Raw genomic sequence first — 21,977 nt, forward strand, 5'->3', positions numbered from 1 at the left:
CTCCCACAGTATGAAGTAAGAAAAGATGCTAACCTTTTTTCCTATGTTTGATCTCGTATGCATTGGTTGTGGGGCAACCTATCGGTCTGATGCCGTGATTTATTCCTGCAGCAAATGCGGACACCTTCTTGAGGTCAGGTATGACCTTGCCAATATCAATATTACCAGAAAAGAATGGCAGAAACGACCACTCTCAGTATGGAGATATCATGAACTGCTCCCGGTTTCAGGTAGTCCGGTTACTCTTTACGAAGGTGGTACCCCTCTATACCATCTCAAACGTATTGGTGAAGAGCTTGGAATCAAAGAGTTATACGCAAAGCATGAAGGGATGAACCCGTCCGGATCTTTTAAGGATCGGGGTATGACCGTTGGTGTTTCCATGGCCCTCCAGCTTGGGATGAAATCTGTTGCTTGTGCCAGCACTGGAAATACTTCAGCCTCACTTGCTGTCTATGGGGCAAAGGCCGGTATTCCTGTCATTGTTTTGCTCCCATCCGGAAAAGTAGCACTTGGGAAAGTTGCTCAGGCGCTTATGCATGGTGCCAAAGTCATATCCATTCATGGGAACTTTGACCGGGCATTAGAGATGGTCCGCGACCTCTGTGAGAAAAAAGGTATCTATCTCCTGAACTCTGTCAATCCATACCGACTTGAAGGACAGAAGACCATTGGGTTTGAGACTATCGATCAACTCGATGGGGAAGTCCCGGATCGGATGATTCTGCCTGTTGGAAATGCTGGGAATATATCAGCTGTCTACAAAGGTCTTATAGAACTTACAGAACTTGGATTTGTTGACCATATGCCAATGATGACTGGCATACAGGCAGAAGGATCACAACCAGTGGTGAAAGCAATCAAAGAAAACCTGCCTGAGGTAATTCCAGAAGCATCACCAGAAACTATTGCAACAGCAATCCGTATCGGTGCTCCGGTCAATGCAGAAAAGGTTCTGAATGCAATAAGGATGAGCAAGGGAACTGCTGATTCAGTAACCGATGATGAGATTCTTGCCATGCAGCGTGCTCTTGCACAAAAAGAAGGAATCGGTGTTGAACCTGCATCTGCTGCATCTGTTGCAGGAGTGAAGAAACTCGTTGAAGCTGGTGTTATCGATCGTGACGAACGGATTGTGTGCGTGGTCACCGGTCACCTGCTCAAAGATCCGGAAACGGTAATAAAACAATGTGCTCCACCAATCGAATGCGAAGCCACACTCGAATCATTGCTTGCTGCATTGCATCTCTGATCCTGTTCATCATCCCGGTGGCCGGGACATCCATCTCGGTCGCGGTTGATGACGGAGGAAAAAACTATCAAGCCATCGTGATGGTCAATAATACTGACCGGTATGAACTTATTCAGCCTGGAATGGTAGGTGAACGGATACCCCTCCAGGCAAAGAATCTCACGATCCGAAATGAAACTGACAATATCTTAGTCACTCCAGACCGTGGGATTCTGACCTTCCCAAAAGGGAACTACACGATTGGATATGAAGCTCCGATCACTTCTAACACATTACAGTTTCTTTTTACTGAGCCGTCCAACATAACTGTATCACTCCCTCATCCGTACCATATTGGAAATCCTTTACTTACCTCAATTCAACCTGCGGGATCAACAACAAATCTGACCAATAATACTACCATGGTATCCTGGGATCAGGTCAGGTCAGTTGAACTCCGGTACTATGATGAAGGGCAGGAACATTTGCTCTATCTATTTGCCCAGTTCTGGCTCATTATTGCTGTAGTAATGCTCCTGCCATTTTTCCTCTCCAGAAAAAAATAGCGCACAGATCTTTCTCCCGGAATGATCCATTTCCCTGATTCTTCTTTTTGGTCCCTCATAGAAGAGGCAACTGAATGCGGCACCTCATGAAAACCATCTCATGAGGAAGGATCTGTATGGCATCATGTTGTATGTTTACGAATGTGAAGTAAAAAACCTCAATTTTTTCGTTTTTTCTTATAAAAAATAATCTCCTTAAATCCTACATTTTGGTCGAAAGAGCGATTGTAATTTGTTTAATTGAGATCGGTTTGATTAAAAATGCCTGTATTTACGCGCAAGCCTTAAAAACGATTAGAAATGATTTATTTCGATTATACGGAGAGATCAAAATCCCAGATCTGCCTTAAAATTAAATTTCACGGATAAACCGAGATTTTTTGTTTAAAATGGTTTTAAATCGCCTAAAATGGCTTTTAACGCTCAAAAATAGTGATTTCTCAATTCGGGCACTTTTGATCAGAGTAAACCTTAAATCCTCAGGGATACACGTGATTGAGTCAAAAGGAGATACACCATGATAGACACACTCGTTCCAACAAGAGAAGGAATCGCAACCGTACCAGCAAAATCAGATCAGGAGATTATGGAGGAGTTTAAAGTCAGGAATGCCTGGGGCCTCTATACCAGTGTTGATCTGAAAAACTGCAACCCGGAAACCATCAGAGATGCAGGAAAGATCAGAGAGTTTGTTGTTGAGCTTTGTGACCTTATCAAGATGAAGCGGTTTGGGGAACCACAGATCATCAACTTCGGGCCATGTGAGCGGGTAGCAGGATATTCCATGACTCAGCTGATCGAAACATCACTCATCGGTGCGCACTTTGCAAATGAAACCAATGCTGCCTACATTGATATCTTCTCATGCAAAGAATATGCACCACAGCTCACCGCTGAATTCTGCCGTGAATTCTTTGGTGCAGACCAGGTGACCGTTCACATCGCATTCCGGGATTAAACCCTCAATACCCTTTTTCTTTTATCCTTTTTAAAGCCCACCGGTTTGATCCAAAATAGAGTTATAAAGCCATTACGGCTTTTACAATTTTCTCTCCAAATCCTGGAGCAGCGGGAGGACCGTTTGCGGTTATTACTCGGCCATCAATGACAATTGGGTCGGGTTTATACACTGCCCCGCCTTCTTTTAATTGTGTAATCGCAGCATCGTCATTCCAGGCCGTTGCTTGTTTCCCTTTTAAAACCCCCGCTTGGGCAAGGATTGCGGAAGATAGACATATTGCTGAAAGAATCTTCTCTTCATGGTCGAATTTTTTTACCAGGTCAATAAGCATCAGATTATTCCAGAGAAAATCAGGTGATCCCCCTCCTCCTACGATCAATATCCCGGAATAGGGAGAAATCCCTGTCTGAATTACATCCTGAATGGTCTTTTCAATAAGGACTTTACCGCCCAGCATCCCGACCGCTAGACCTGTTCTGGTAGAGACAATGTCATACCCTATCCCAAATTTTTCAAGATATTTAATCGGTTCAGAGAGTTCTTCATCACGAAATTTCATGGGTGCAATAACAATCAGGATTCGTTTTTCTATAGACATGCTCCTCACTGAAGGGAAGTCTTCTCACAAATCAATAAAGGTATGGATCTATACCAGAAAAAGAGTAGGTTGGTTATTGAATAGTATCTGAAGCAATCAGGCTGAATTTATGAGATAACAAAAGTCTGATTGCTTCTTCGACCTGGTCGACTCGTAAAATGAGAACTGCCTTGTTTTTTCCGGAGAAAGCATATGAGTATTCGATATTGATCCTAGCATCACTGAGTTTTGAGGCAATCTCAAACAGCCCGCCGGGTTCATCTTTCATCTCGACAGCGATAACATGGGTAAATGCCACATTAAATCCCATTGAGGTGAGTTTTTGAAATGCGATGTCGGGTTTGTCAACAAGTACTCTTATGACACCAAATCCTTCTGCCTCAGCAATAGAAAAGGCTAGGATGTTTACTTTCTCTTCCTGACATGCTTTTGCCAATGCAGCCAGACGACCTGGTTTATTCTCTGAAAAAAGAGAGATCTGGCGGATCATATACTGTTCACAACTCATTTAAATCAACCTCTTGTCAATGACTCGTTTTGCTTTTCCTTCAAACCGTGGAAGTGTTCCTGGTTCTGTTAATTCTACTGAAACCTGGACATTCAAAGCACTCTTCAATATCTTTTCTACATGCCTGCGTGTACGCATCAGGTCTGATATCTTATCAGAAAAGGCTTCTTTTGCAAGTTCAACCTTAATGAGCATCTCGTCAAGAGCACCTATCCGGTCAACCTCGATCATGAAATGTTCTGCAACTTCGGGGATTCCGAGGAGGGCATGCTCTATCTGACTTGGGAAGACATTAATCCCGCGAATAATAAGCATATCATCCACCCGTCCAGAGAGGCGTTCAAGTCGTGGATGTGTCCGTCCACATGGGCACGGTTCTTCTCGTATTGCGGTTACATCACCTGTACGGTATCTGATAATCGGCAGACCGTCTTTTTGGAGCATGGTAACAACAAGTTCGCCTCGTTCCCCCGGGGGTAATGGCTCTTGTGAATCCGGATCCAGAATTTCTGGATAAATCAGGTCACCCCAGACATGAAAGCCCTGTTGATATTCACATTCACAAAAGAGCGGTCCGGAAAGTTCACTGGTACCATAGATGTCATATGCATCCACCCCAAGGCTGTCTTTTATCCGGATACGCATCTGCTCACTCCATGGTTCTGCCCCTACAACCGCTTTACGAAGAAGGGTATCATTCTTTATTGAGATCCCCATCTTTTCGGCGACTTCTCCCATGTGGAGGAGGTATGATGGAGTGCAGGCAATTGCTGTGACTTTAAGATCCTGCATCAACTCAATCTGGCGTTCAGTATTACCGACCGATGTTGGAAGAACTGTTGCACCAATCCGTTCTGCCCCGTAATGTAACCCAAGTCCCCCGGTGAAAAGGCCATACCCATAACTAACCTGCATGACATCTCCCCGTCCCAATCCGGCGGATGTAAGGGCGCGGGCAAGGGATTCAGTCCAGTTGTAAATATCGTTTTTAGTATAACCGACAACGGTTGGTTTTCCTGTTGTTCCAGATGAGACATGGTATCGGACGAGTTCTTCCTGCTCACTCATAATCATCCCATCTGGATATGTATCCCGGAGGTCTTTTTTATACATAAATGGCAGTTTGGTGATATCAGCGAGAGAGTTGATATCATCCGGATGGACTCCTGCCTCTTTCATGCGCTGGTGATAAAAAGGAGAAAAACTGTAAACCCGGTATACCAGTGTTTTTAGGAGTTTATACTGAAGTTTCTGCAGATCGGAAACCGGCATCTCCTCGATTCTTGGATCCCAGCACCGCATTAGTCAGACCCCCGCCTGTCAATGACTCGTTTTGCTTTTCCTTCAAACCTTGGAAGTGTTCCTGGTTCCACAAGATGGACCGTTGTCCGAAGCTCAAGGACATCTCGAAGCGATTTTATCACTTTATTTTGAACTTTCTTTAAATCAGCAAGTTCACCGTGAAAATTTTCACGGGAAACTTCTACATCAATCGTCATCTCATCCATATGGTTGATCCGGTCAACATAAACCATATAGTGATTGCCTACCTCCGGGATGGATAAAAGGACATGTTCTATCTGGCTGGGAAATACGTTAATTCCACGAATAACCAGCATATCATCACTTCTTCCGGTAAACCGTGCAAGTTTCGGACCTCTGCCACATGAACACTCATCATCCATGATCATCGTGATATCACCGGTCCGGTACCGGAGTAGTGGCATTGCCTCCTTTGTCAGGGGAGTTATGACTAATTCTCCCCGCTCTCCAGGACCAAGGCTTTCACCGGTCAGTGGATCAATTATTTCAACCAGGTACGAATCATGCCAGATGTGCAGTCCATTGTGTTCAGAGCATTCAAAGGCTACACCAGGACCATACAGTTCACTCATCCCATAACTGTCAAACGCCTCAACACCCAGCTTCTCCTCAAGTTCGTTCCGAGTCTTCTCAGACCAGGGCTCAGCTCCAAAGATACCTACCCGGAGTGAAGGGAGATCCATTTTCATCTCTGCTGCAGCCTCTGCAAGATGAAGACCATAACTTGGAGTGCAATGAATCGCCGTAACACCAAAGTCCTGGATCAGTTCAATCTGTCGTTTTGTATTGCCCGTACCGCTTGGCACCGCAGTCAGGCCTGCTTTTTCTGCACCATAGTGAAATCCGAGTCCGCCGGTAAACATTCCGTAATTTACCATATTCTGAAAGACATCATCATTTGTCAGGCCGACCATGGTCAGGTTTCTTGCAATAAGAGATGACCAGGTGTCAATATCTCCTGCCGTATATCCAACAACAGTTGGTTTTCCTGTCGTCCCTGAAGTGGTGTGAATTCTTACAACATCTTTGAGCGGGACTGCAAGAAATCCAAAGGGGTATCCGTCACGAAGATCCGTTTTTCGTGTAAATGGAATCTTTTGGAGATCCTCTATTGTTCGAATATCTGATGGACGAATCCCTGCTTCTTTGAACTTTTTCTGGTAAAAACCGACATTCGCACAACGGGAAACTGTTTCACGGAGACGCTTTTCCTGGAGAACTTTTAGTTCTGCTGGTTTTATCGTCTCAATAGCCTCATCCCAGAACATAACCGTATTATCCTGAACACCCTGGAATGGATGTTTATGGTATATGGTTTGGGAGGGACAAGGAATAACCCTTGTTACACGATAACACGCAGCACGAAACTTTCAAAACAAATAAATGAAAACCAGCGACCTGGTATCTCAAGAAAAATGATCCATTAATTTATCTTTTTTTACTCCCTTTATGAATTATATGCAGGTTGTCGGTATTAGCAGCAGCCCGAGGAAAAAAAGCAACACAGACCTTCTCTTATCTGCAGTATTAAGTGGTGCATCTGATGGAGGATGTGAAACAGTGCACATTGATCTCTATAATTTTGAGATTGAGTATTGCAAAGCCTGTGATACCTGTTATAAAACCGGATCTTGTGTGCACATGGATGAGTTTTCTGATGTATATGATGTCATCCTTGAATCTGATGGTATTGTAATGAGCAGCCCGAATTATATCAATAATGTTACAGCAAAGATGAAATCGTTACTTGATAGAATGGCTGATACTGTTCACTGTCAGCGACTTTTAGGTAAGTATTCTGTGGCTGTCAGTACAGCAGGAGGATCAGGAGCACAAGAGGTTGCAGATTATCTGAATCAGTCGCTCTTTATCATGGGTGCTTCTATTGTCGGATCTGTGGGATTAAACCTTTCTGATGGCGAAGAATTGTTTCAAAAGGGGATTGATCGATCTTATCAATTGGGTATTCAGCTTGCTGATGCAATCCTTACGAAAGCAGAGTTTCCTGATCAGCAGGAAGGTCATAACGCCATGCTAGATCGGATGAAACAACTCGTCTCCTTTAGAAAGGATGAATGGCCGTACGAATACACATATTTCGTGCAAAAAAAGTGGTTATGATCAGGCAGTTTTAATCTGTGCAACTTCCTGAAGGCCAAGCATCTCAATTCCCATCTCCCTCATTTTAAACTTCTGGATCTTACCAGATACAGTAATCGGGAAGGAATCCACAAAGGCATAATACCGGGGGATCTTATACCGGGCAATCTTTCCGTCAGCATATGTACGGATCTCATCTTCGGTCAGGGATGCCCCTTCTTCAAGTTTTATCCAGGCCATGAGTTCTTCTCCGTACTTCTCATCCGGAACCCCGATTACATATACATCTGCAATCTTCGGATGCTGGTGAAGGAATTCTTCGATTTCACGTGGATAGATATTTTCTCCGCCACGAATGACCATATCTTTGAGCCGGCCTTCGATGTGGACAAATCCTTCAGGATCAAACGAACCCAGGTCTCCGGTATGGACCCAGCCATGTTCATCTTTTGCCTGCCGAGTTGCGGTCGGATTGTTGTAGTAACACCGCATGGTCATATATCCTCTGGCACAAATCTCCCCAATCTCACCACGGGGGATAATTTTCTTTGTCTCTGGATCGATGATCTTTATCTCAGTATGGGGGAATACCCGGCCAACAGTCGCCACACGTTTGTCAATCGGATCGCGGGTGGTTGTCATGGTAACGCCTGGTGAAAGTTCTGTCTGACCATATACAATGACTACTTCTGACATGTGCATTTTTGTTGCGACTTCTTTCATTGTCTCAATAGGGCAGGGAGATCCGGCCATGATGCCAGTCCGAAGTGAGCGGAGGTCAAATTTTGCAAAATCGGGGTGGCGAAGTTCAGCAATAAACATGGTGGGAACACCGTGCACCGCCGTGCACCGCTCGGCTTCGATGGTCTTGAGGACATCGCCAGGATCGAAAGCCGGGCCTGGGATGACCATGGTTGAACCATGCGATACACAGGCCATGTTTGAGAGGACCATACCAAAACAGTGGTAAAACGGAACAGGTATGCAGAGACGGTCCTTCTCGGTAAATCCCATCCCTTCACCGATGATATATCCATTGGTTAAAACCCCGTGATGAGTAAGCACCACTCCTTTTGGATAGCCGGTGGTTCCGGAGGTATACTGGATATTGATTGCATCATCAAAATCGAGAGCATTTTCCCGCTCAATTAGTTCATCCTGGCTGATACTGTCTGCTTTCTTGAGCAGGTCATCCCACTGGTACATTCCGTTATAAGGAATATCACCCATGAAGACCACGGTTTTTAGGAAGGGAAACTTTTCAGATAAAATGCGCCCTGGTCGTGATTCATATGCCTCCGGACATGTTTCATAAAACATTCCGACATAGTCTGATGTTTTAAATCGCCCTTGCAGGATGAGTAACTTGATTTCAGATTGCTTCAGACAATATTCAAGTTCAAATGTCCGATATGAGGGGTTGATATTGACCATAATTGCCCCGATCTTGGCGGTTGCAAACTGAACAACAATCCATTCTGCATAATTCATCGCCCAGATACCGACGCGGTCACCCTTGTTTACATCAAGAGCCATAAGCCCGCGGGCTACTTTGTCGACCGCCTCCCGAAACTGCCGGTAGGTTAATCTGATCTCCTGTTCTGGTGATACAAGCGCCTCATTGTCAGGATACCGTTCTGCGATTTCATTTAGAATTTCACCGATAGTCTGCCCGAGTAGAGGAACCTCGGCAGTCCCACAGGCATAACTCAGTTCGGGAGTGGCCTTTGAATCCATTGATCTCAGGTGGGAACTCCCTGAATTTATCAGTCACGACTGATGATCATAATCTTTAAATCAGCTTTCAGACTACGTATATGAGCACAGGGGTCGTGGCCTAGTCCGGCATGGCGACGGGCTCCAGCGGTCTTTGCATTCCGGTGCAGATGATGACAAATGGGTCTTCTGATTTGATGATGATCCGTTGGAGCACTGATGCATATCGGAGAGACCCGTCGATCGTGAGTTCAAATCTCACCGACCCCACCTGTTTTACGAACATCAGAGTACGCAGACCATAAGCTGCGCTGTTGATTTATAGTCTGGTCGCTGAAATATAGGGGAAGGTTATCATATGTATCTAATAGGCGAAGCCCTGATCGGCGAAGGTTCCGAACTGGCTCATGTTGACCTGATCGTCGGAGATAAGAACGGTCCGGTCGGGATTGCATTTGCAAATGCCCTCTCACAGCTCTCTGCCGGACACACCCCTCTTCTGGCTGTAGTAAGACCAAATCTGCTTACGAAACCGGCAACAGTCGTCATTCCAAAGGTCACCCTGAAACATGAGGGACAGGTAAACCAGATGTTCGGGCCTGTCCAGGCAGCAGTTGCCAAGGCGGTTGCTGATGCGGTTGAAGAAGGGCTTTTTGGCGATGTAAATATCAACGATATCTGTATTCTAGCCAGCGCTTTCCTTCATCCATCAGCAAAAGACTATAATCGGATTTATCGGTACAACTACGGAGCAACAAAACTTGCAATATCTCGTGCATTTGAGGAATTCCCTGATGAAAAGACTTTGATCCACGAAAAAGACCGCGCCGCTCATGCGGTTATGGGCTTTAAGGTTCCGCGCCTGTGGGATCCACCATACCTTCAGGTTGCCCTCGATATTGTTGACATGGGCAAACTGAGATCAGTGCTCTCATCACTTCCTGAGAATGACCACCTGATCATCGAAGCAGGAACCCCACTCATCAAGAAGTTCGGACTGCAGGTTATCAGCGAGATCCGAGCAATAAAGCCAAACGCATTTATCGTCGCCGATATGAAGATTCTTGATACCGGTAACCTTGAGGCCCGGATGGCAGCCGACTCATCTGCTGATGCAGTGGTTATGTCAGGTCTTGCTCCGGCATCTACCATCGAGAAAGCAATTACCGAGGCACGCAAGACTGGTATCTACTCAGTCATTGACATGCTCAACGTCGAAGACCCGGTTGGTCTTATCGCAAGCTTGAAGGTCAAGCCTGACATCGTTGAGCTTCACCGTGCCATTGATGCAGAACACACATCCCATGCATGGGGCAACATAGGTGACATCAAGAAGGCAGCAGGTGGAAAACTCCTGGTCGCAACCGCCGGCGGTATCCGTGTCCCGGTTGTCAAGGAAGCACTCAAAACCGGTGCAGATATTCTTGTGGTCGGCAGAGCAATTACCGCCAGCAAGGATGTCAGACATGCTGCCGAGGAATTCCTTGAGCAGCTCAATAAGGAAGAGATCGATCAGTTTAGAATTATGACCGATTTCTAATACCAGAACAAAAAAATGCCCAGCATTTTCATGTTCTGGTGAAGTGGTCTGTTCAGATCATCAATTTTTTTATCCTACTGTAGCTTCACTCGGTTTCTTCAGTTTTTTGATATCCATTCCTTATTGGGTGGTGATCCTACATGATAATCCCGAACCACAAAGGGATAAGAAGAATACGTTCATGCCCTTATATCTTTTAATATTGTTAAATCTTCGAGCATCAGATATTTCACTTATATCAGGAGATATTAAAATAGCAGAACCTTTCAATACATCAATAACTCTCACCAAAGATGATACTCGGCGTTTTCTTGAATACGATATTGATCCCTTGATATACGAAAATGACCGGAGCAAAGCCGCTGCTTGCCGGGCCAGGTAAATCGCTCAAAATTTCATATTCTAATTCATGGATTTTGATTCGGCTGGGATATCCTTGATGTATCTATTAGATTCTATTCTTATCAATGAACTTTAAAAAAGAGTGATACATCAACATTTAGTCCCGTGAACAGAAAATTGTAGATTGGATGAACCAGGTGATGAAGTATTCTGATCGATGTGGTGCTGATGAGGCGGATCTCGTTGTTATTGACCGGAGAGAGGAAGTACCGTGGGATGAGAAGGTATTTTGTGAGAAAAAAGAGCCTGATATGAGTGGAGAAATGAACCGGCTCTTCATAACCGTTTGGGGGATGTAAAATAACTCGTGATTCATCATTCTCTCACAAATTTAAACTATTTATGTGAAATCTGTGTTTTTGCTATCCTAGATAGATATTTTATACCTGTCTGTAATCATTTCTACCGCTCGTTGAGCCAATTTTTTCCTGAATTGATTGAACGGCAATTCAATACGATGTCCATAGAATATTGAGAGTTATATGCCTATTCATTATCAACAATGCAATACATATATATACCAAAAAGTCGAGTTCTCTCTTACCTTTACAGAGGTGATAGTAAATGGGAATTGGCGAATTACTTAGCGACTCATTTGGCTATGCAAACGAAGGTTTGTTTGGAAAATGGGTTCGATGGATTATTCTCATCATCGCATCGATTATCTTTCCGTTGATAATGGGGTATTCACTCCGGATAATGAAAGGAACAACACCTGCTCCGGAACCCGGTGAATATCTTGGTATGTTTATCGACGGGATCAAGATGCTCATCATTGAAATAGTGTATATGATTATCCCGATTATCATTGGAGTTGCGATATTTGCCTTAAGTGGCGGATTTGGGAGTGCAGCTATGTTTGGCATGAATGTGGAAAACCCGGCTGCTTACATGGGCATGCTCCTGGCTTCATTTGGCATCTCAATGATTATCTTCATCATTGTTGCATTCATCTTCTCATTGTTTGCAATCATTGGTATGGTACGTTTTGCCAGAACCGGAAGCATGGGACAGGCATTTGCATTTGGTGAGATCACAAACACTATCGGGAAAATTGGGTGGGGTTCATACCTTATTGCACTCATCGTGTTGTTCATCGTTATTTTCATAATCTATGCGGTATTAGGCTTAATTCCTGTAATTGGGGGTATAATAAATCTTATTATCGCTCCATATATCGTCATGATGACCTCACGGTACTATTCCCTGATCTATGATCAGGGTGCCTGAGACTCTGCAACTGAAAAAACCACAAAAACCACACCTTTTTTAGATGTGCTTTAAATATCCTGTGAAGGATCATCCTTGTTGTGATATTTAACACATAAAATCGCTGAAATTCCACAAAATCTCATGAATTTTTTCCCCTCTTCATCATGGCATACCTTTATAGTATCTGATATACTTGTATCATATATGTCAACAGAAGAAGTATTACGAGAAGCGGCTAATGAGCTGAGTAAACTCATTTCAGCAGAGCGAATTATGGGAGAACCCATTGATCTTGGTGATAAAATGGTCATACCTGTAACCCGGTTTGGTATTGGGTTTGGTGCCGGAAGCGGGAAAGGGAAAGATGGAGATGGAGCCGGAGCTGGAGGAGGAGGGGGAATTGAGCCGTTAGCCCTCCTGGTTGCTCATAAAGAAATCAAAGGAGCTGAAGGGGTTCAGGTTTTTTCTCTCAAGAAGGAAAACCCCGTTGCTCAGGTTATTACTGCCCTGAGTGAATCACTCGTTCCCCAGGTTATTGAGTTAATAAAAAAGAAGGATTCTGAATCCACCGAAACAAAACCCGAAGAAACAAGCGAATAAGGGAATAATTATGATAGTTCCGGCAGGTGACATAGTAATTCCGGCCGGGATTATAGTGATTTTTCTTCTTCTCGCTCGTTTTTTTTATACCCTCCCCCTGGCAATAACGCTTTCAGGGACCAGAAATTCGAATATTTTATCCGGAGAAGGTGCTTTTGGTTATGGACCATTTAGTGTAGCTCTGGCTTATGATGGAATTATGACCGGAGAACTACGAATATGTAAGAAACGGTTATTCCTGTTTACAATTCCTCCTTCCGAACAATCCGAGGATCGGTCAGGAGAACAGATAGAAGATGATGGTTTTCATCACCATGATGTTTCATCGATCATGAAATGGTTTCCGATTGGTTTACAGAGTATAAGACGATTCACTCAATATTTCCGGATTGATTTCCTCTCATGTCATGCCAGGGTCGGGTGTGGGGATCCGTTTACTACTGGACTGGCGTTTGGATATATGCAGGCAATCATTCCTGTAATCCCGGTTCGGTATGACATCTGCATTGTTCCTGATTTTGATAAACCAGCATTGGATGGAGAAATATCACTCCGCTGCCTGATAATTACTCCTATCTCCTTGATTGTGAAAATATGCCGGCGTTTTCTTCCTGAAATATTGAAAAAACATGGATGATGAATTCAAATGAAACAAACAATCATGAATTCCCGTATTCAGATTCTTAGCCCTCCAATTTTTCTAGCAGGAAGAGAGCTGTATTTGGTTGTTAGGGTGTTTGTCTGGACAGATCCTGAAGGGGGAATACTAGCAGTTGAACCGTGTGCTCTCTTTATTCGGGAAGATCTATCATGGTTCTTTGTCTCTTTTGATAACGAGATTCCGGATATAGATATTCTGTTATCTGTGTTAAATCGTCAGGAATCCTGAAAAGATGATTGATTGGCAATTGATTTACCGATATTGAGTAATGCAATTATTAATCTTTGTTGTAATACATATTTTAATACGTGGCAAAAACAAAGGTCAAAACACATGTAAGTGTATCACTTCGGATGCCTATTGAACTGAAAGAAGCTCTTGACGGGTATGTATCTGAATATGAACTCAATTCTATGTCAGAAGCGATCATTGCTATCCTTGTAGAAAAATTAAATCCCCCCATCCCTGGATTATGCTGGCCGTGCAACTACCAGAATCCGATTGATGCAAAGTATTGTTGTAGATGTGGAAAAAAATTAGAACTAAAAAAATAATTGGTGTATTATTTATTGTATGATGGATTATAATACAACTATTTATCGCATTTCAATGTGAGGTATACGATATGAGAATAGTCAGCATCATTGGAAGCCATAGGAAAAATGGAAACACAGAAACAATCCTCAAAGGATTTGATAAAGAATTTAAATCTGCAGAAATACCGGATTACAAAAATAAATTCTTCAATATCTCGGAGATGAATATTTACCCCTGCAGATCCTGTTTAAAATGTAAAAAGAAAGACAACTGTGTTATTGGGGATGATTTTGGAAAGGTTGCCCTGAAAATGATCCAGAGTGACCTTATTATTTTAGGTTCTCCTGTTTATTTCTCTGATGTGAGTGCCCAGATAAAAGGCCTTTTTGATCGGACCTATTCACTCTGGCATAAAAAAATGTTGAAAGGCAAAAATATCATTCTCGTTGCCACCTGTGCAGAAGAAGGGACTGGACATACCATTGATTCTATGAGGCATTGGGCTATAGATCATGAAATGAACATCATCGCGACCGTTGAAGGATCAAGCGAAAAGAAGGGGAAAGTTCTTGATAATCCTATGACCTTAAAAGCCATTCAGGATGCAGTGCGGGAATGTGATGGGATACCTCAGAAATGAAAACCACTTCCTCCAGATAATTCAAAAATTTTTTAGAGTAGGGAGATTCCATCTTTTTTCTAGATAATTTCGTTTTTATTCATTTACATGCAACAATTCGAGGATATCAGTAATTGAATTTGTATTATGTCATCTTTTACTGTTAATGTTAAAGGGGATGTGATGTCATGGTCTCTGAAAAATATATAACTAAATAAGCAAATACCTATATGCTAACCTATGGATATATGCAACAAGTGTGAAGAGTGTACAAAACTCTGTGAGATCGTTCCAAAAATGGCAGGCGTTTTCAAAGCCCTTGGTGATCTCACCAGACTGAGAATAATATATCTCCTGACCACTGACACGACCGGTACACTGGGGGTGTCTGAACTTGCAACCAGACTTGGTATCTCCCAACCTGCAGTTTCCCAGCATTTAAAAACCCTCAAATCAGAAGGCATTGTTGATTCACGCCGGAATGGATTTTATATATACTATACTATAAACCGCGACCGGATGGTGGAATTCCGGGATAATTTTGAGCTGATGTATTCGAGTGTCATGGGAAGATGCAACCGAGAACTTATCCGGAAATCATCACCAGATCAGGGATTCAGGGCATGTATTATCTATTATTCATATTCAGGGATTACCCGCCATATTGCTGAAGAGATACGAAATGCCAGCGGGTGTGATCTCATTGAGGTCAGAACGAAAAAACCCTATTCTTCCTTTTCAGCATACACCACGGGAGTTTTTCGATCCAGGAAGATGGCATGTGATCCGATTGAACCAGACACTATCGATGTTTCACCGTATGATCTCATCGTAATGGGAACACCGGTTTGGGCATGGAAACCTGCTCCTGCCATGAATGCTGCTGTCCAGGCACTGAAGGGATGTGAGGGAAAGAGAGTCGTGGTTATTACTACCTGTTCCAATCAGCCGGGCGAAGCTCTCCCGATTCTGAAGGAATCGCTGACCCGCCGCGGCGCCATCGTTGCCCTAGAGATCTCACTTACCTCAGAGGACACAAAGAATCCTGATGCCGGGGGAGAAATTCTCCGAAGAATCATTGAGGCACAACCATTCGGAGATACCACAAAAACACTGGATTCGGAGGAGAAATGAGCACCACAGATCCAAAACATATCCTGATCATCATGGGAAGCCCCCGGAAAGGGAACACGTTCCATGCATGTGAAATGTTCAGAGAGTACCTGGAGCAGGAGATTCCGGTTCAATGTGAATATATCTGGCTGAAAGACCTCAACCTGCATCCCTGTAGAGGCTGTCTTCTCTGTTTCACTAAAGGAGAACAGGCATGTCCCATCCATGATGATATCCCAGGAATTCAGGAGAAGATGAGAAAGGCCGATGCAGTCATTTTTGCATCCCCAGTTTATGCAATGAATGTACCAAGCCAGTTGAAACTCATGATAGACCGGCTCTCTTTTACGTTCCACCGGCCGGAATATTTTGATAAAAAGGCCTTTCTTATCGCAACCACCGGAGCACTCGGACATGAGGATGTGCTGAAATACCTGGCAGATGTAGTAGGCATTTGGGGGTTTGAGGTCGTTGGAAAAGCAGGAATGGTTACACCAATTCCGGTCCCTGCCCACCTTGCAGAGAGAAACAGGAAAACCCTGCAACAAACAGCTCATACCTTTTCCGCTGCATTGAAGCGAACCAGGAGAAGATCTCCGGGACTGAAAGATGTCATTATCTTTCACGGACAGCGTGCAGCCTTTTCCCAGCTCAAGGCCTTGTCTCCTGCAGACTACCACTATTGGAATGAAAAAGGATGGCTTGACAAAAAGGTGAAGTTTTTTGTTCCTGTTCCGGTCAATCCCCTCTCCCATGCCATCGGGGTTCTTGTCGAATGGATTGCGGCTAAAAAAGTGCGAAAAGATTTGATTCAGAATCCGGGTGCCAACGAATGATCCAAACAAGGTTCATCGACGGAGGATTCTATGACTGATCAGATACTCTCCCCCCACGCAGAACAGGAACAGTACCGGGATCTCTTCAACACAACCATCGGTGAGGTCATCAATCATGCAATCCGGATAATCGGCGCCGATCCCTCACTTATTATTCCTGCAGGAAGAATTCTCCGGTACCAGAAGAAAGCAGCAAAAATCCGATTACAGCATGAGAAAGGAGGACTTCTGGTCCCACCGGTTATGATAATCAGCATCACCTCACGATGTAACCTTACCTGCAAAGGCTGCTACATGCATGCCAGAAAGGAGAATCCAAGATCAGAAATGAGCCCTGAAATGCTCACATCAATCATTGACCAGGCTGTAGAACTGGGAGTCTCCATCATCGTCATTGCCGGTGGTGAACCACTTGTCCGGGTAGTTGAAATAATCCGTATTGCCCAGACAAATCCCAATATACTCTTTCCGGTCTTTACCAATGGCCTGATGATTGATGAACAGATGGTTGACACCCTTACATCATGCCGGAATATCGTCCCCCTGATAAGTTTTGAAGGACTTCGGGATGAGACCGATGCTCGAAGAGGGAACGGAGTCTTTGACCGGCTTCTTGCCACCTGTAATCTGCTCAAATCCCGTGGCATCTTCTTTGGCTGCTCAATCACGGCAACCAGTGCAAATCTTGAGATAGTCACCGGTGACGTATTTATCAGGCAGATGACTGATGCCCATATCAGGGTATTTTCGTATGTCGAGTATGTTCCTATGACATCCGGATCAGAAGACCTCATCCTCACCCATGAACAGAAAAAAAACCTTCCAGACATACTCGCCCGTTTAAATCAGAAATACCTGGCACTCTTTCTTGGTTTTCCCGGAGATGAAGCATACTATGGGGGATGCCTTGCTGCAGGGCGTGGATTTGTGCATGTCAGTCCGTCCGGAGATTTAGAGCCATGTCCGGCAGCATCATTCTCTGATGCAAACCTGACCGAAATGCCACTGAAAGAAGGATTGAAATCACAGTTTCTTCAAAGACTGAGAGATACGCCTGAAGTGCTGACAGAATCAGCGGGTGGATGTGCTCTTCATGAAAATCAGGAGTGGGTGGGGGAGATTCTTTCACAATCCTGAATCACTATACACGATGGATTAAACGGTAAACCCGCTTATTCCTCCATGGATCTCTCCTGCATATCTGGCAACCGTTTCAATATGACCGGATATCTGTTCAATTGACCGGCAGGATGAAGCACAGGCCTCAGCAGATGCCCCGGCATCCCGGGCTGTCTCAACCATCAATTCACCAATTGTTCGTGCCCGCTGATTCAGATCGGCAATCCTGTTCTCTTGTTCCTGTGACAGTACACCGGTTTCCCTGCTCATGGTTGCAATAACTTCTATTTCTCCAGCCATTTTTTCAAACAGATGCACCATTTCACAGATGGCGTAACTTCGTGACTCAATCTCACCCTGGACCTGTGAGACTTTATCTCTCACCTCTCGGAATGCATCATGCAAGGCATCAAGCGTCTGTGAAATGCTGGTTGTGGACTCTTTTGATTGAACGGCCAGGTTTTTTACTTCACTTGCAACAACTGCAAATCCCTTTCCATAACTCCCGGCATGGGCCGCCTCTATAGCTGCATTTATGGCAAGCAGATTTGTCTGGTTTGCAATATCCGTCACCACTTTTATTATCTTTTCAATACTGATCAGTTCTTCATGGATACGTGAAATTCCATTGTCAACTGAACCTGCAGCTTCTGAAATGGCATCAATTCCTTCACGGCTCTGTGTTGCGAGTATTACTCCCTGAGATGACATTTCGTGTGTTCTGGCAGAGGTACAAGCGACCTCCTGCACCTTTTCATTCATCCCACAGAGTGCCTGCATGGCAGTATCAGTACTTACGACCATCTGCCTGACCTCCTCCTGTACACTGACTGCTCGATCTGAAACTGCACCGGTATAACAGGCAAGGGTCTCAGCCTGCCCTGAAACCGCGGCAATCTCTCGTTTTATCCCATCAGCTTCAATGGTCAACACATCAGCGGCATTCCTGAGCACCGTGATACTATCAGATATCTGAATCCCGATATTGTCAAGTGAATTTCTTATTGTTGTGAAATCTCCTGTAACTTCAAGTTTTGAATTCATCTTGGCAGTAAAATCTCCGGATGAATACCGGCTGCTTACCCGGTCAATCTCTCCAACAACCGCAGAACACCATATCCCTATTGCATCCATTGACTCTCTCATACTGGCAAAATCACCCGGATATGCAATTTTCTCGTCCATCCGCGAGGAAAATTCACACCCTGCGAAGGATTTTGCAACCCGTTTCATCTCTAGTAATGGAGTATTCAGTTTGACCAGCATTTGGTTCATTCCGGCAATCATCGCATGATAATACCCCGAGAGTCCAGAGGTATCTCCTTTCATCGTGAGATTTCCTTCCATAACCGACATGGTGAAGGATTCAACGGTTGCAACCATTAATTGCAGGCTATCAAGTGCCCCGTTCAGATTATTGATGATCCCAGTAAACGGACCTTCTGCAGGCGCTGGAATGGAAAGTGGTATCCATCCCGAATTCATCTGAGATATTCCATCCGTAAGAGCACAAAACTGCTTTTCAATCCGTTCCATTGCATTATTTATTGCCTGAATACCCGGATGTAAATCCTCCGGCCAGAGTTCGATCTCTAATCTGTGTGAAAAATTCCCTTCAGTTATTTCGGTTGCAAGCTGTTCCAGTGAAGAAGAAAGAGCAGAATTATCCGGAGTAACTGGCTTTTGCTCATTTACCGGTGGGATAAGTTCAGTTACTGTCAAAAACAGTACCGAACGTTTAAGAATAACCACAGAACAGACCCGGACTGTAATGAGGTGTGACACCTCTAACATTTTATTTTCGTGAACAAACCTGATCTCTGTGCCTGGATGGTTTTGTACTTCCTGTATTGCAGGATTTTCTGTGAGAACATCCCACTTCAGGATATTATTATTTAGAATGATATCTGCTGGAAGAGGAATTGAAGAACCTGAAGACATTGAAAGTATGGTACCATCCATCTCGGCTAATATTTCACAGGATTCAGAAAGAGAATTCCTGATTTTATCATATGAGGGAAAGTCTGGCGGGTTATCTGGCTTTATAAAGAACACGAGCATAACTGGAAGTGATGCACCTTCAGGAACCGTAGGAAGGGCTCGAATCTCGTAAAATCCTGCATTTTCTGGAAAGACAATCTCAGCAATCCCTGATGTTATTTTTCCTGACAATGCTGCATCCCATACCGATTCTCCAGAAATGAGGGAGATTGTCAAATTTCTAAAATGCATCCCCTCCATTGTTTCTTTCTGAAATCCTGAAAAGGAAAGGAAGGCTTCATTTGCATGTGAAATTGTCAGGGTATGATCACAAAGGAGAAGTGGAACAGGGAATGAATCAACGTAATCATCCCAACATGAAAAAGCATATGATCCTTGAGAAATATGCTGAATAAATGAATCTGCCGCAGTGCCTTCCCTGGAAACTATGGAATTATGAATCATCGGAATGCACCCGCATTGCAAAAGAAGTGGGAATAGAGTCCAACAGTTCTTCCCCTTTATAAAATCGGTAACATCGCTTTGGAACCGTGATCTCAAACCTGGCCCCGTTTCCATATCTGCCGGTTTCTGTAATACTCATACCAGTCAGTGCTAGAATTTCCCTTGTGTAAAAAAGGCCAAGTCCTGAGTTTCTTCCAACTCCCCGCTCGAATATAAGACTTTTTTTTGTATCCGGAATGCCCACTCCGTCGTCTTCGATAATAAGGAGACCAGAATCAATTTGTTCTATAAACCTAATTTGAATGGTTGATACCCGGCATCCATGCATCAAAGCATTTTCAACAAGATTTATGATGATCTTTCCAAACATTGGATCAGTGTATATCTCAAGTGTCCCGGTTGAATGTAGGATAGAAACATTTCCAAATCCATGGGAAAGAGTGATATTTTCAATAATACGATGAATCGAGAGCCATTGTGGTTTTTGTATCCCAATCTTCTGGTATACATCAGAAAACATCAGATGTTCCTGAATATTGTTCAGGGAATTGCCAATCTCAATAACATCTTCTCTGATATCCGGATATTTATTGGCTAATTCAAGCAGGTTTTCGTAATGAAATGACTGGACGGTCAGTTCGTTCCGAATATCATGTCTTGTGATGGTATTGAGGATATCGAGTTTTTTATTAGTCCCTATAAGGGCTTCCATTGCATTATGCTCTTCTTTCAAAGAAAAATGGTATAATGCATATGATATTTCACGGGAAATGTCAATTAGCATGGCCTGTTCATCAGGGTCGCAGGAATATGCCGAATTAAGGGTAACTGACACTATTCCATATATTGTTCCTCCGTGTTCAAGTGGCATGGTGAGTGTATGTGATTCATGATGACCAGAATATAATGGGCATGAATGACAGGTATCATCCGGGGCACAAATAACCGGACGCCCTTTAGAATGAAGAGCCTTTCTATAACATGATGTCCGCTGGCCGGTCTTCAGGTATGAGACAAATCGTTCGATCTGTTCTTCAAGTCCTGCATGATATACTCCGCGTACTTCACCAGATCGATCAAGCAATACGATCCGCATATTCTGATACCCGGGCTCTGAAGTAATTCTCGTGCAAAGCCGGCTGAAAACTTCCCGAGTATCCTCATTTCCAAAAACAGCATCTCCGACTTCCCGAAGAACCTGAAAAATTCTAGATAGATGTCTTACTTTTTGTTGATCCCGGTATTGTCTGCAGGCTTTTAGAACCTTATCTGAAAGTTCAGCAAATTGTGATTTTGGATCTCCACCTTTCTGAACATAAAATGTGGCCCCGGAATTCATTGCAGAAATAGCAACACTTTCTCTTCCCCGGCCGGTAAAAAGAATAAACGGGGTGTCACAGTTATGTCCCCGGATAGTCTGAAGAAATTCAATACCTGTCATGTCAGGCATCTCATAATCAGAAATAAACACATCAACCGATTCACGAAGGAGATACTCAAATGCTTCCTGAACAGATGAACATGAATTAACCCTGATCTGACCGGAGTGTTCAAGAAAAACCTTTGTAATGGCAAGTATGTTTGGATCATCGTCAACATGTAGCACTTGAATCGGCTGATAATGGTATAGGGGTTGCTGATATTCACTCATGCCAGCCTCCCGATTTTATCAGCAAGTTCCTGTGCAAGATCCTGTTCTATAAACATGGATGATGCAAGAGCTACCCATTTTGCAAGTTCTATGCAATGTTCCGGTCCGATGTCTGAAAAGTTCAATCCGTTCAGATGAAATTTGGTCTGACGTTCCAGGAGGGTGATTGCTGCAGGCCCAAGATACTCAACAGACATCTCAAGCACTGCATCAGAGGTTTTACTCATAAAAAATCCCCC

At 43.8% G+C, this 21,977-nt stretch carries 24 protein-coding genes and 1 tRNA gene; 17 read left to right on the plus strand and 8 right to left on the minus strand.

The features are described 5' to 3' along the window. Positions 1-43 precede the first annotated feature (43 nt). The 3 genes from thrC to speD all read left to right on the plus strand — a co-directional run bounded on the left by thrC (position 44) and on the right by speD (position 2,755). Positions 44-1,252, plus strand: coding sequence for a threonine synthase (gene thrC / locus KSK55_RS14460; RefSeq protein ID WP_218607413.1), 1,209 nt, complete (start codon positions 44-46; stop codon positions 1,250-1,252). After that, positions 1,207-1,797, plus strand: a complete 591-nt coding sequence (locus KSK55_RS14465) for a DUF5803 family protein (RefSeq protein ID WP_218607414.1) — start codon at positions 1,207-1,209, stop codon at positions 1,795-1,797. The genes thrC and KSK55_RS14465 overlap by 46 nt, the downstream gene beginning before the upstream one ends. Positions 1,798-2,314: 517 nt before the next feature. Beyond that, positions 2,315-2,755 carry an S-adenosylmethionine decarboxylase gene (speD, locus tag KSK55_RS14470; protein WP_214420878.1) on the plus strand — a complete coding sequence of 147 codons (441 nt, stop codon included), beginning with the start codon at positions 2,315-2,317 and terminating at the stop codon, positions 2,753-2,755. A gap of 61 nt (positions 2,756-2,816) precedes the next feature. Here speD and KSK55_RS14475 read toward each other — a convergent pair whose 3' ends face one another. From KSK55_RS14475 to KSK55_RS14490, 4 genes are all read right to left on the minus strand, one after another. Then, on the minus strand, positions 2,817-3,356 hold the full coding sequence (locus KSK55_RS14475; protein ID WP_214420879.1) for a DJ-1/PfpI family protein: 540 nt from the start codon (positions 3,354-3,356) through the stop codon (positions 2,817-2,819). A gap of 73 nt (positions 3,357-3,429) precedes the next feature. Next, entirely contained in the window at positions 3,430-3,864 is a 435-nt protein-coding gene (locus KSK55_RS14480; protein WP_214420880.1) for an ACT domain-containing protein, read from the minus strand. Continuing rightward, positions 3,865-5,166, minus strand: a complete 1,302-nt coding sequence (locus tag KSK55_RS14485) for a phenylacetate--CoA ligase family protein (RefSeq protein ID WP_218607415.1) — start codon at positions 5,164-5,166, stop codon at positions 3,865-3,867. After that, positions 5,166-6,455, minus strand: a complete 1,290-nt coding sequence (locus KSK55_RS14490) for a phenylacetate--CoA ligase family protein (RefSeq protein ID WP_218607416.1) — start codon at positions 6,453-6,455, stop codon at positions 5,166-5,168. Before KSK55_RS14490 ends, KSK55_RS14485 begins: the two co-directional genes overlap by 1 nt. Positions 6,456-6,636: 181 nt before the next feature. Between KSK55_RS14490 and KSK55_RS14495 the strand changes: the two genes are divergently transcribed. Further along, complete coding sequence (locus tag KSK55_RS14495) at positions 6,637-7,308, plus strand: flavodoxin family protein (protein WP_218607417.1); 672 nt, start codon at positions 6,637-6,639, stop codon at positions 7,306-7,308. Here the strand turns inward: KSK55_RS14495 and KSK55_RS14500 are convergent, their stop codons facing one another. Further along, positions 7,309-9,024, minus strand: coding sequence for an AMP-binding protein (locus KSK55_RS14500; protein WP_218607418.1), 1,716 nt, complete (start codon positions 9,022-9,024; stop codon positions 7,309-7,311). It lies immediately after the preceding gene. An 89-nt stretch (positions 9,025-9,113) separates the two neighbouring features. Between KSK55_RS14500 and KSK55_RS14505 the strand changes: the two genes are divergently transcribed. The 13 genes from KSK55_RS14505 to KSK55_RS14565 all read left to right on the plus strand — a co-directional run bounded on the left by KSK55_RS14505 (position 9,114) and on the right by KSK55_RS14565 (position 17,660). Further along, positions 9,114-9,273: transfer RNA gene (locus tag KSK55_RS14505), tRNA-Trp, on the plus strand. A gap of 88 nt (positions 9,274-9,361) precedes the next feature. Continuing rightward, the gene (locus KSK55_RS14510) at positions 9,362-10,543 is read left to right on the plus strand and encodes a bifunctional 5,6,7,8-tetrahydromethanopterin hydro-lyase/3-hexulose-6-phosphate synthase (protein WP_218607419.1); all 1,182 of its coding nucleotides are present in this window, start codon (positions 9,362-9,364) and stop codon (positions 10,541-10,543) included. Positions 10,544-10,724: 181 nt separating this feature from the next. Beyond that, a complete protein-coding gene (locus tag KSK55_RS14515) occupies positions 10,725-10,925 on the plus strand; it encodes a hypothetical protein (RefSeq protein WP_218607420.1) in 201 nt (66 codons plus the stop codon). A 160-nt stretch (positions 10,926-11,085) separates the two neighbouring features. Further along, a complete protein-coding gene (locus KSK55_RS14520; RefSeq protein ID WP_218607421.1) occupies positions 11,086-11,244 on the plus strand; it encodes a hypothetical protein in 159 nt (52 codons plus the stop codon). Between the two features lie 265 nt (positions 11,245-11,509). Continuing rightward, on the plus strand, positions 11,510-12,175 hold the full coding sequence (locus KSK55_RS14525) for a DUF4013 domain-containing protein (RefSeq protein ID WP_218607422.1): 666 nt from the start codon (positions 11,510-11,512) through the stop codon (positions 12,173-12,175). Positions 12,176-12,361: 186 nt separating this feature from the next. Next, the gene (locus tag KSK55_RS14530) at positions 12,362-12,757 is read left to right on the plus strand and encodes a GerW family sporulation protein (RefSeq protein ID WP_218607423.1); all 396 of its coding nucleotides are present in this window, start codon (positions 12,362-12,364) and stop codon (positions 12,755-12,757) included. Positions 12,758-12,767: 10 nt separating this feature from the next. Further along, positions 12,768-13,394: a DUF2953 domain-containing protein gene (locus tag KSK55_RS14535; protein ID WP_218607424.1), complete on the plus strand. Its 627-nt coding sequence runs from the start codon at positions 12,768-12,770 to the stop codon at positions 13,392-13,394. 24 nt (positions 13,395-13,418) lie between these two features. Next, positions 13,419-13,646, plus strand: coding sequence for a hypothetical protein (locus KSK55_RS14540; protein ID WP_218607425.1), 228 nt, complete (start codon positions 13,419-13,421; stop codon positions 13,644-13,646). A gap of 80 nt (positions 13,647-13,726) precedes the next feature. After that, complete coding sequence (locus KSK55_RS14545; RefSeq protein ID WP_218607426.1) at positions 13,727-13,972, plus strand: ribbon-helix-helix domain-containing protein; 246 nt, start codon at positions 13,727-13,729, stop codon at positions 13,970-13,972. A gap of 71 nt (positions 13,973-14,043) precedes the next feature. Further along, entirely contained in the window at positions 14,044-14,595 is a 552-nt protein-coding gene (locus KSK55_RS14550) for a flavodoxin family protein (RefSeq protein WP_218607427.1), read from the plus strand. A 219-nt stretch (positions 14,596-14,814) separates the two neighbouring features. Then, complete coding sequence (locus KSK55_RS14555) at positions 14,815-15,708, plus strand: metalloregulator ArsR/SmtB family transcription factor (RefSeq protein WP_214420910.1); 894 nt, start codon at positions 14,815-14,817, stop codon at positions 15,706-15,708. Continuing rightward, positions 15,705-16,523, plus strand: a complete 819-nt coding sequence (locus tag KSK55_RS14560) for a flavodoxin family protein (RefSeq protein WP_218607428.1) — start codon at positions 15,705-15,707, stop codon at positions 16,521-16,523. The genes KSK55_RS14555 and KSK55_RS14560 overlap by 4 nt, the downstream gene beginning before the upstream one ends. Positions 16,524-16,553: 30 nt before the next feature. Next, positions 16,554-17,660, plus strand: a complete 1,107-nt coding sequence (locus KSK55_RS14565) for a radical SAM/SPASM domain-containing protein (RefSeq protein WP_218607429.1) — start codon at positions 16,554-16,556, stop codon at positions 17,658-17,660. An 18-nt stretch (positions 17,661-17,678) separates the two neighbouring features. Here KSK55_RS14565 and KSK55_RS14570 read toward each other — a convergent pair whose 3' ends face one another. Genes KSK55_RS14570 through KSK55_RS14580 form a run of 3 tightly spaced genes read right to left on the minus strand, consistent with a single transcriptional unit; the run spans position 17,679 to position 21,965 of the window. After that, positions 17,679-20,087, minus strand: coding sequence for a methyl-accepting chemotaxis protein (locus tag KSK55_RS14570; RefSeq protein WP_218607430.1), 2,409 nt, complete (start codon positions 20,085-20,087; stop codon positions 17,679-17,681). Next, a complete protein-coding gene (locus KSK55_RS14575) occupies positions 20,077-21,738 on the minus strand; it encodes a hybrid sensor histidine kinase/response regulator (RefSeq protein ID WP_218607431.1) in 1,662 nt (553 codons plus the stop codon). Before KSK55_RS14575 ends, KSK55_RS14570 begins: the two co-directional genes overlap by 11 nt. Beyond that, entirely contained in the window at positions 21,735-21,965 is a 231-nt protein-coding gene (locus KSK55_RS14580) for a hypothetical protein (RefSeq protein ID WP_218607432.1), read from the minus strand. The genes KSK55_RS14575 and KSK55_RS14580 overlap by 4 nt, the downstream gene beginning before the upstream one ends. Positions 21,966-21,977 lie beyond the last annotated feature (12 nt).

Origin of the sequence: Methanospirillum hungatei (assembly GCF_019263745.1) — an archaeon.
In the GTDB taxonomy this organism is placed as follows: domain Archaea; phylum Halobacteriota; class Methanomicrobia; order Methanomicrobiales; family Methanospirillaceae; genus Methanospirillum; species Methanospirillum purgamenti.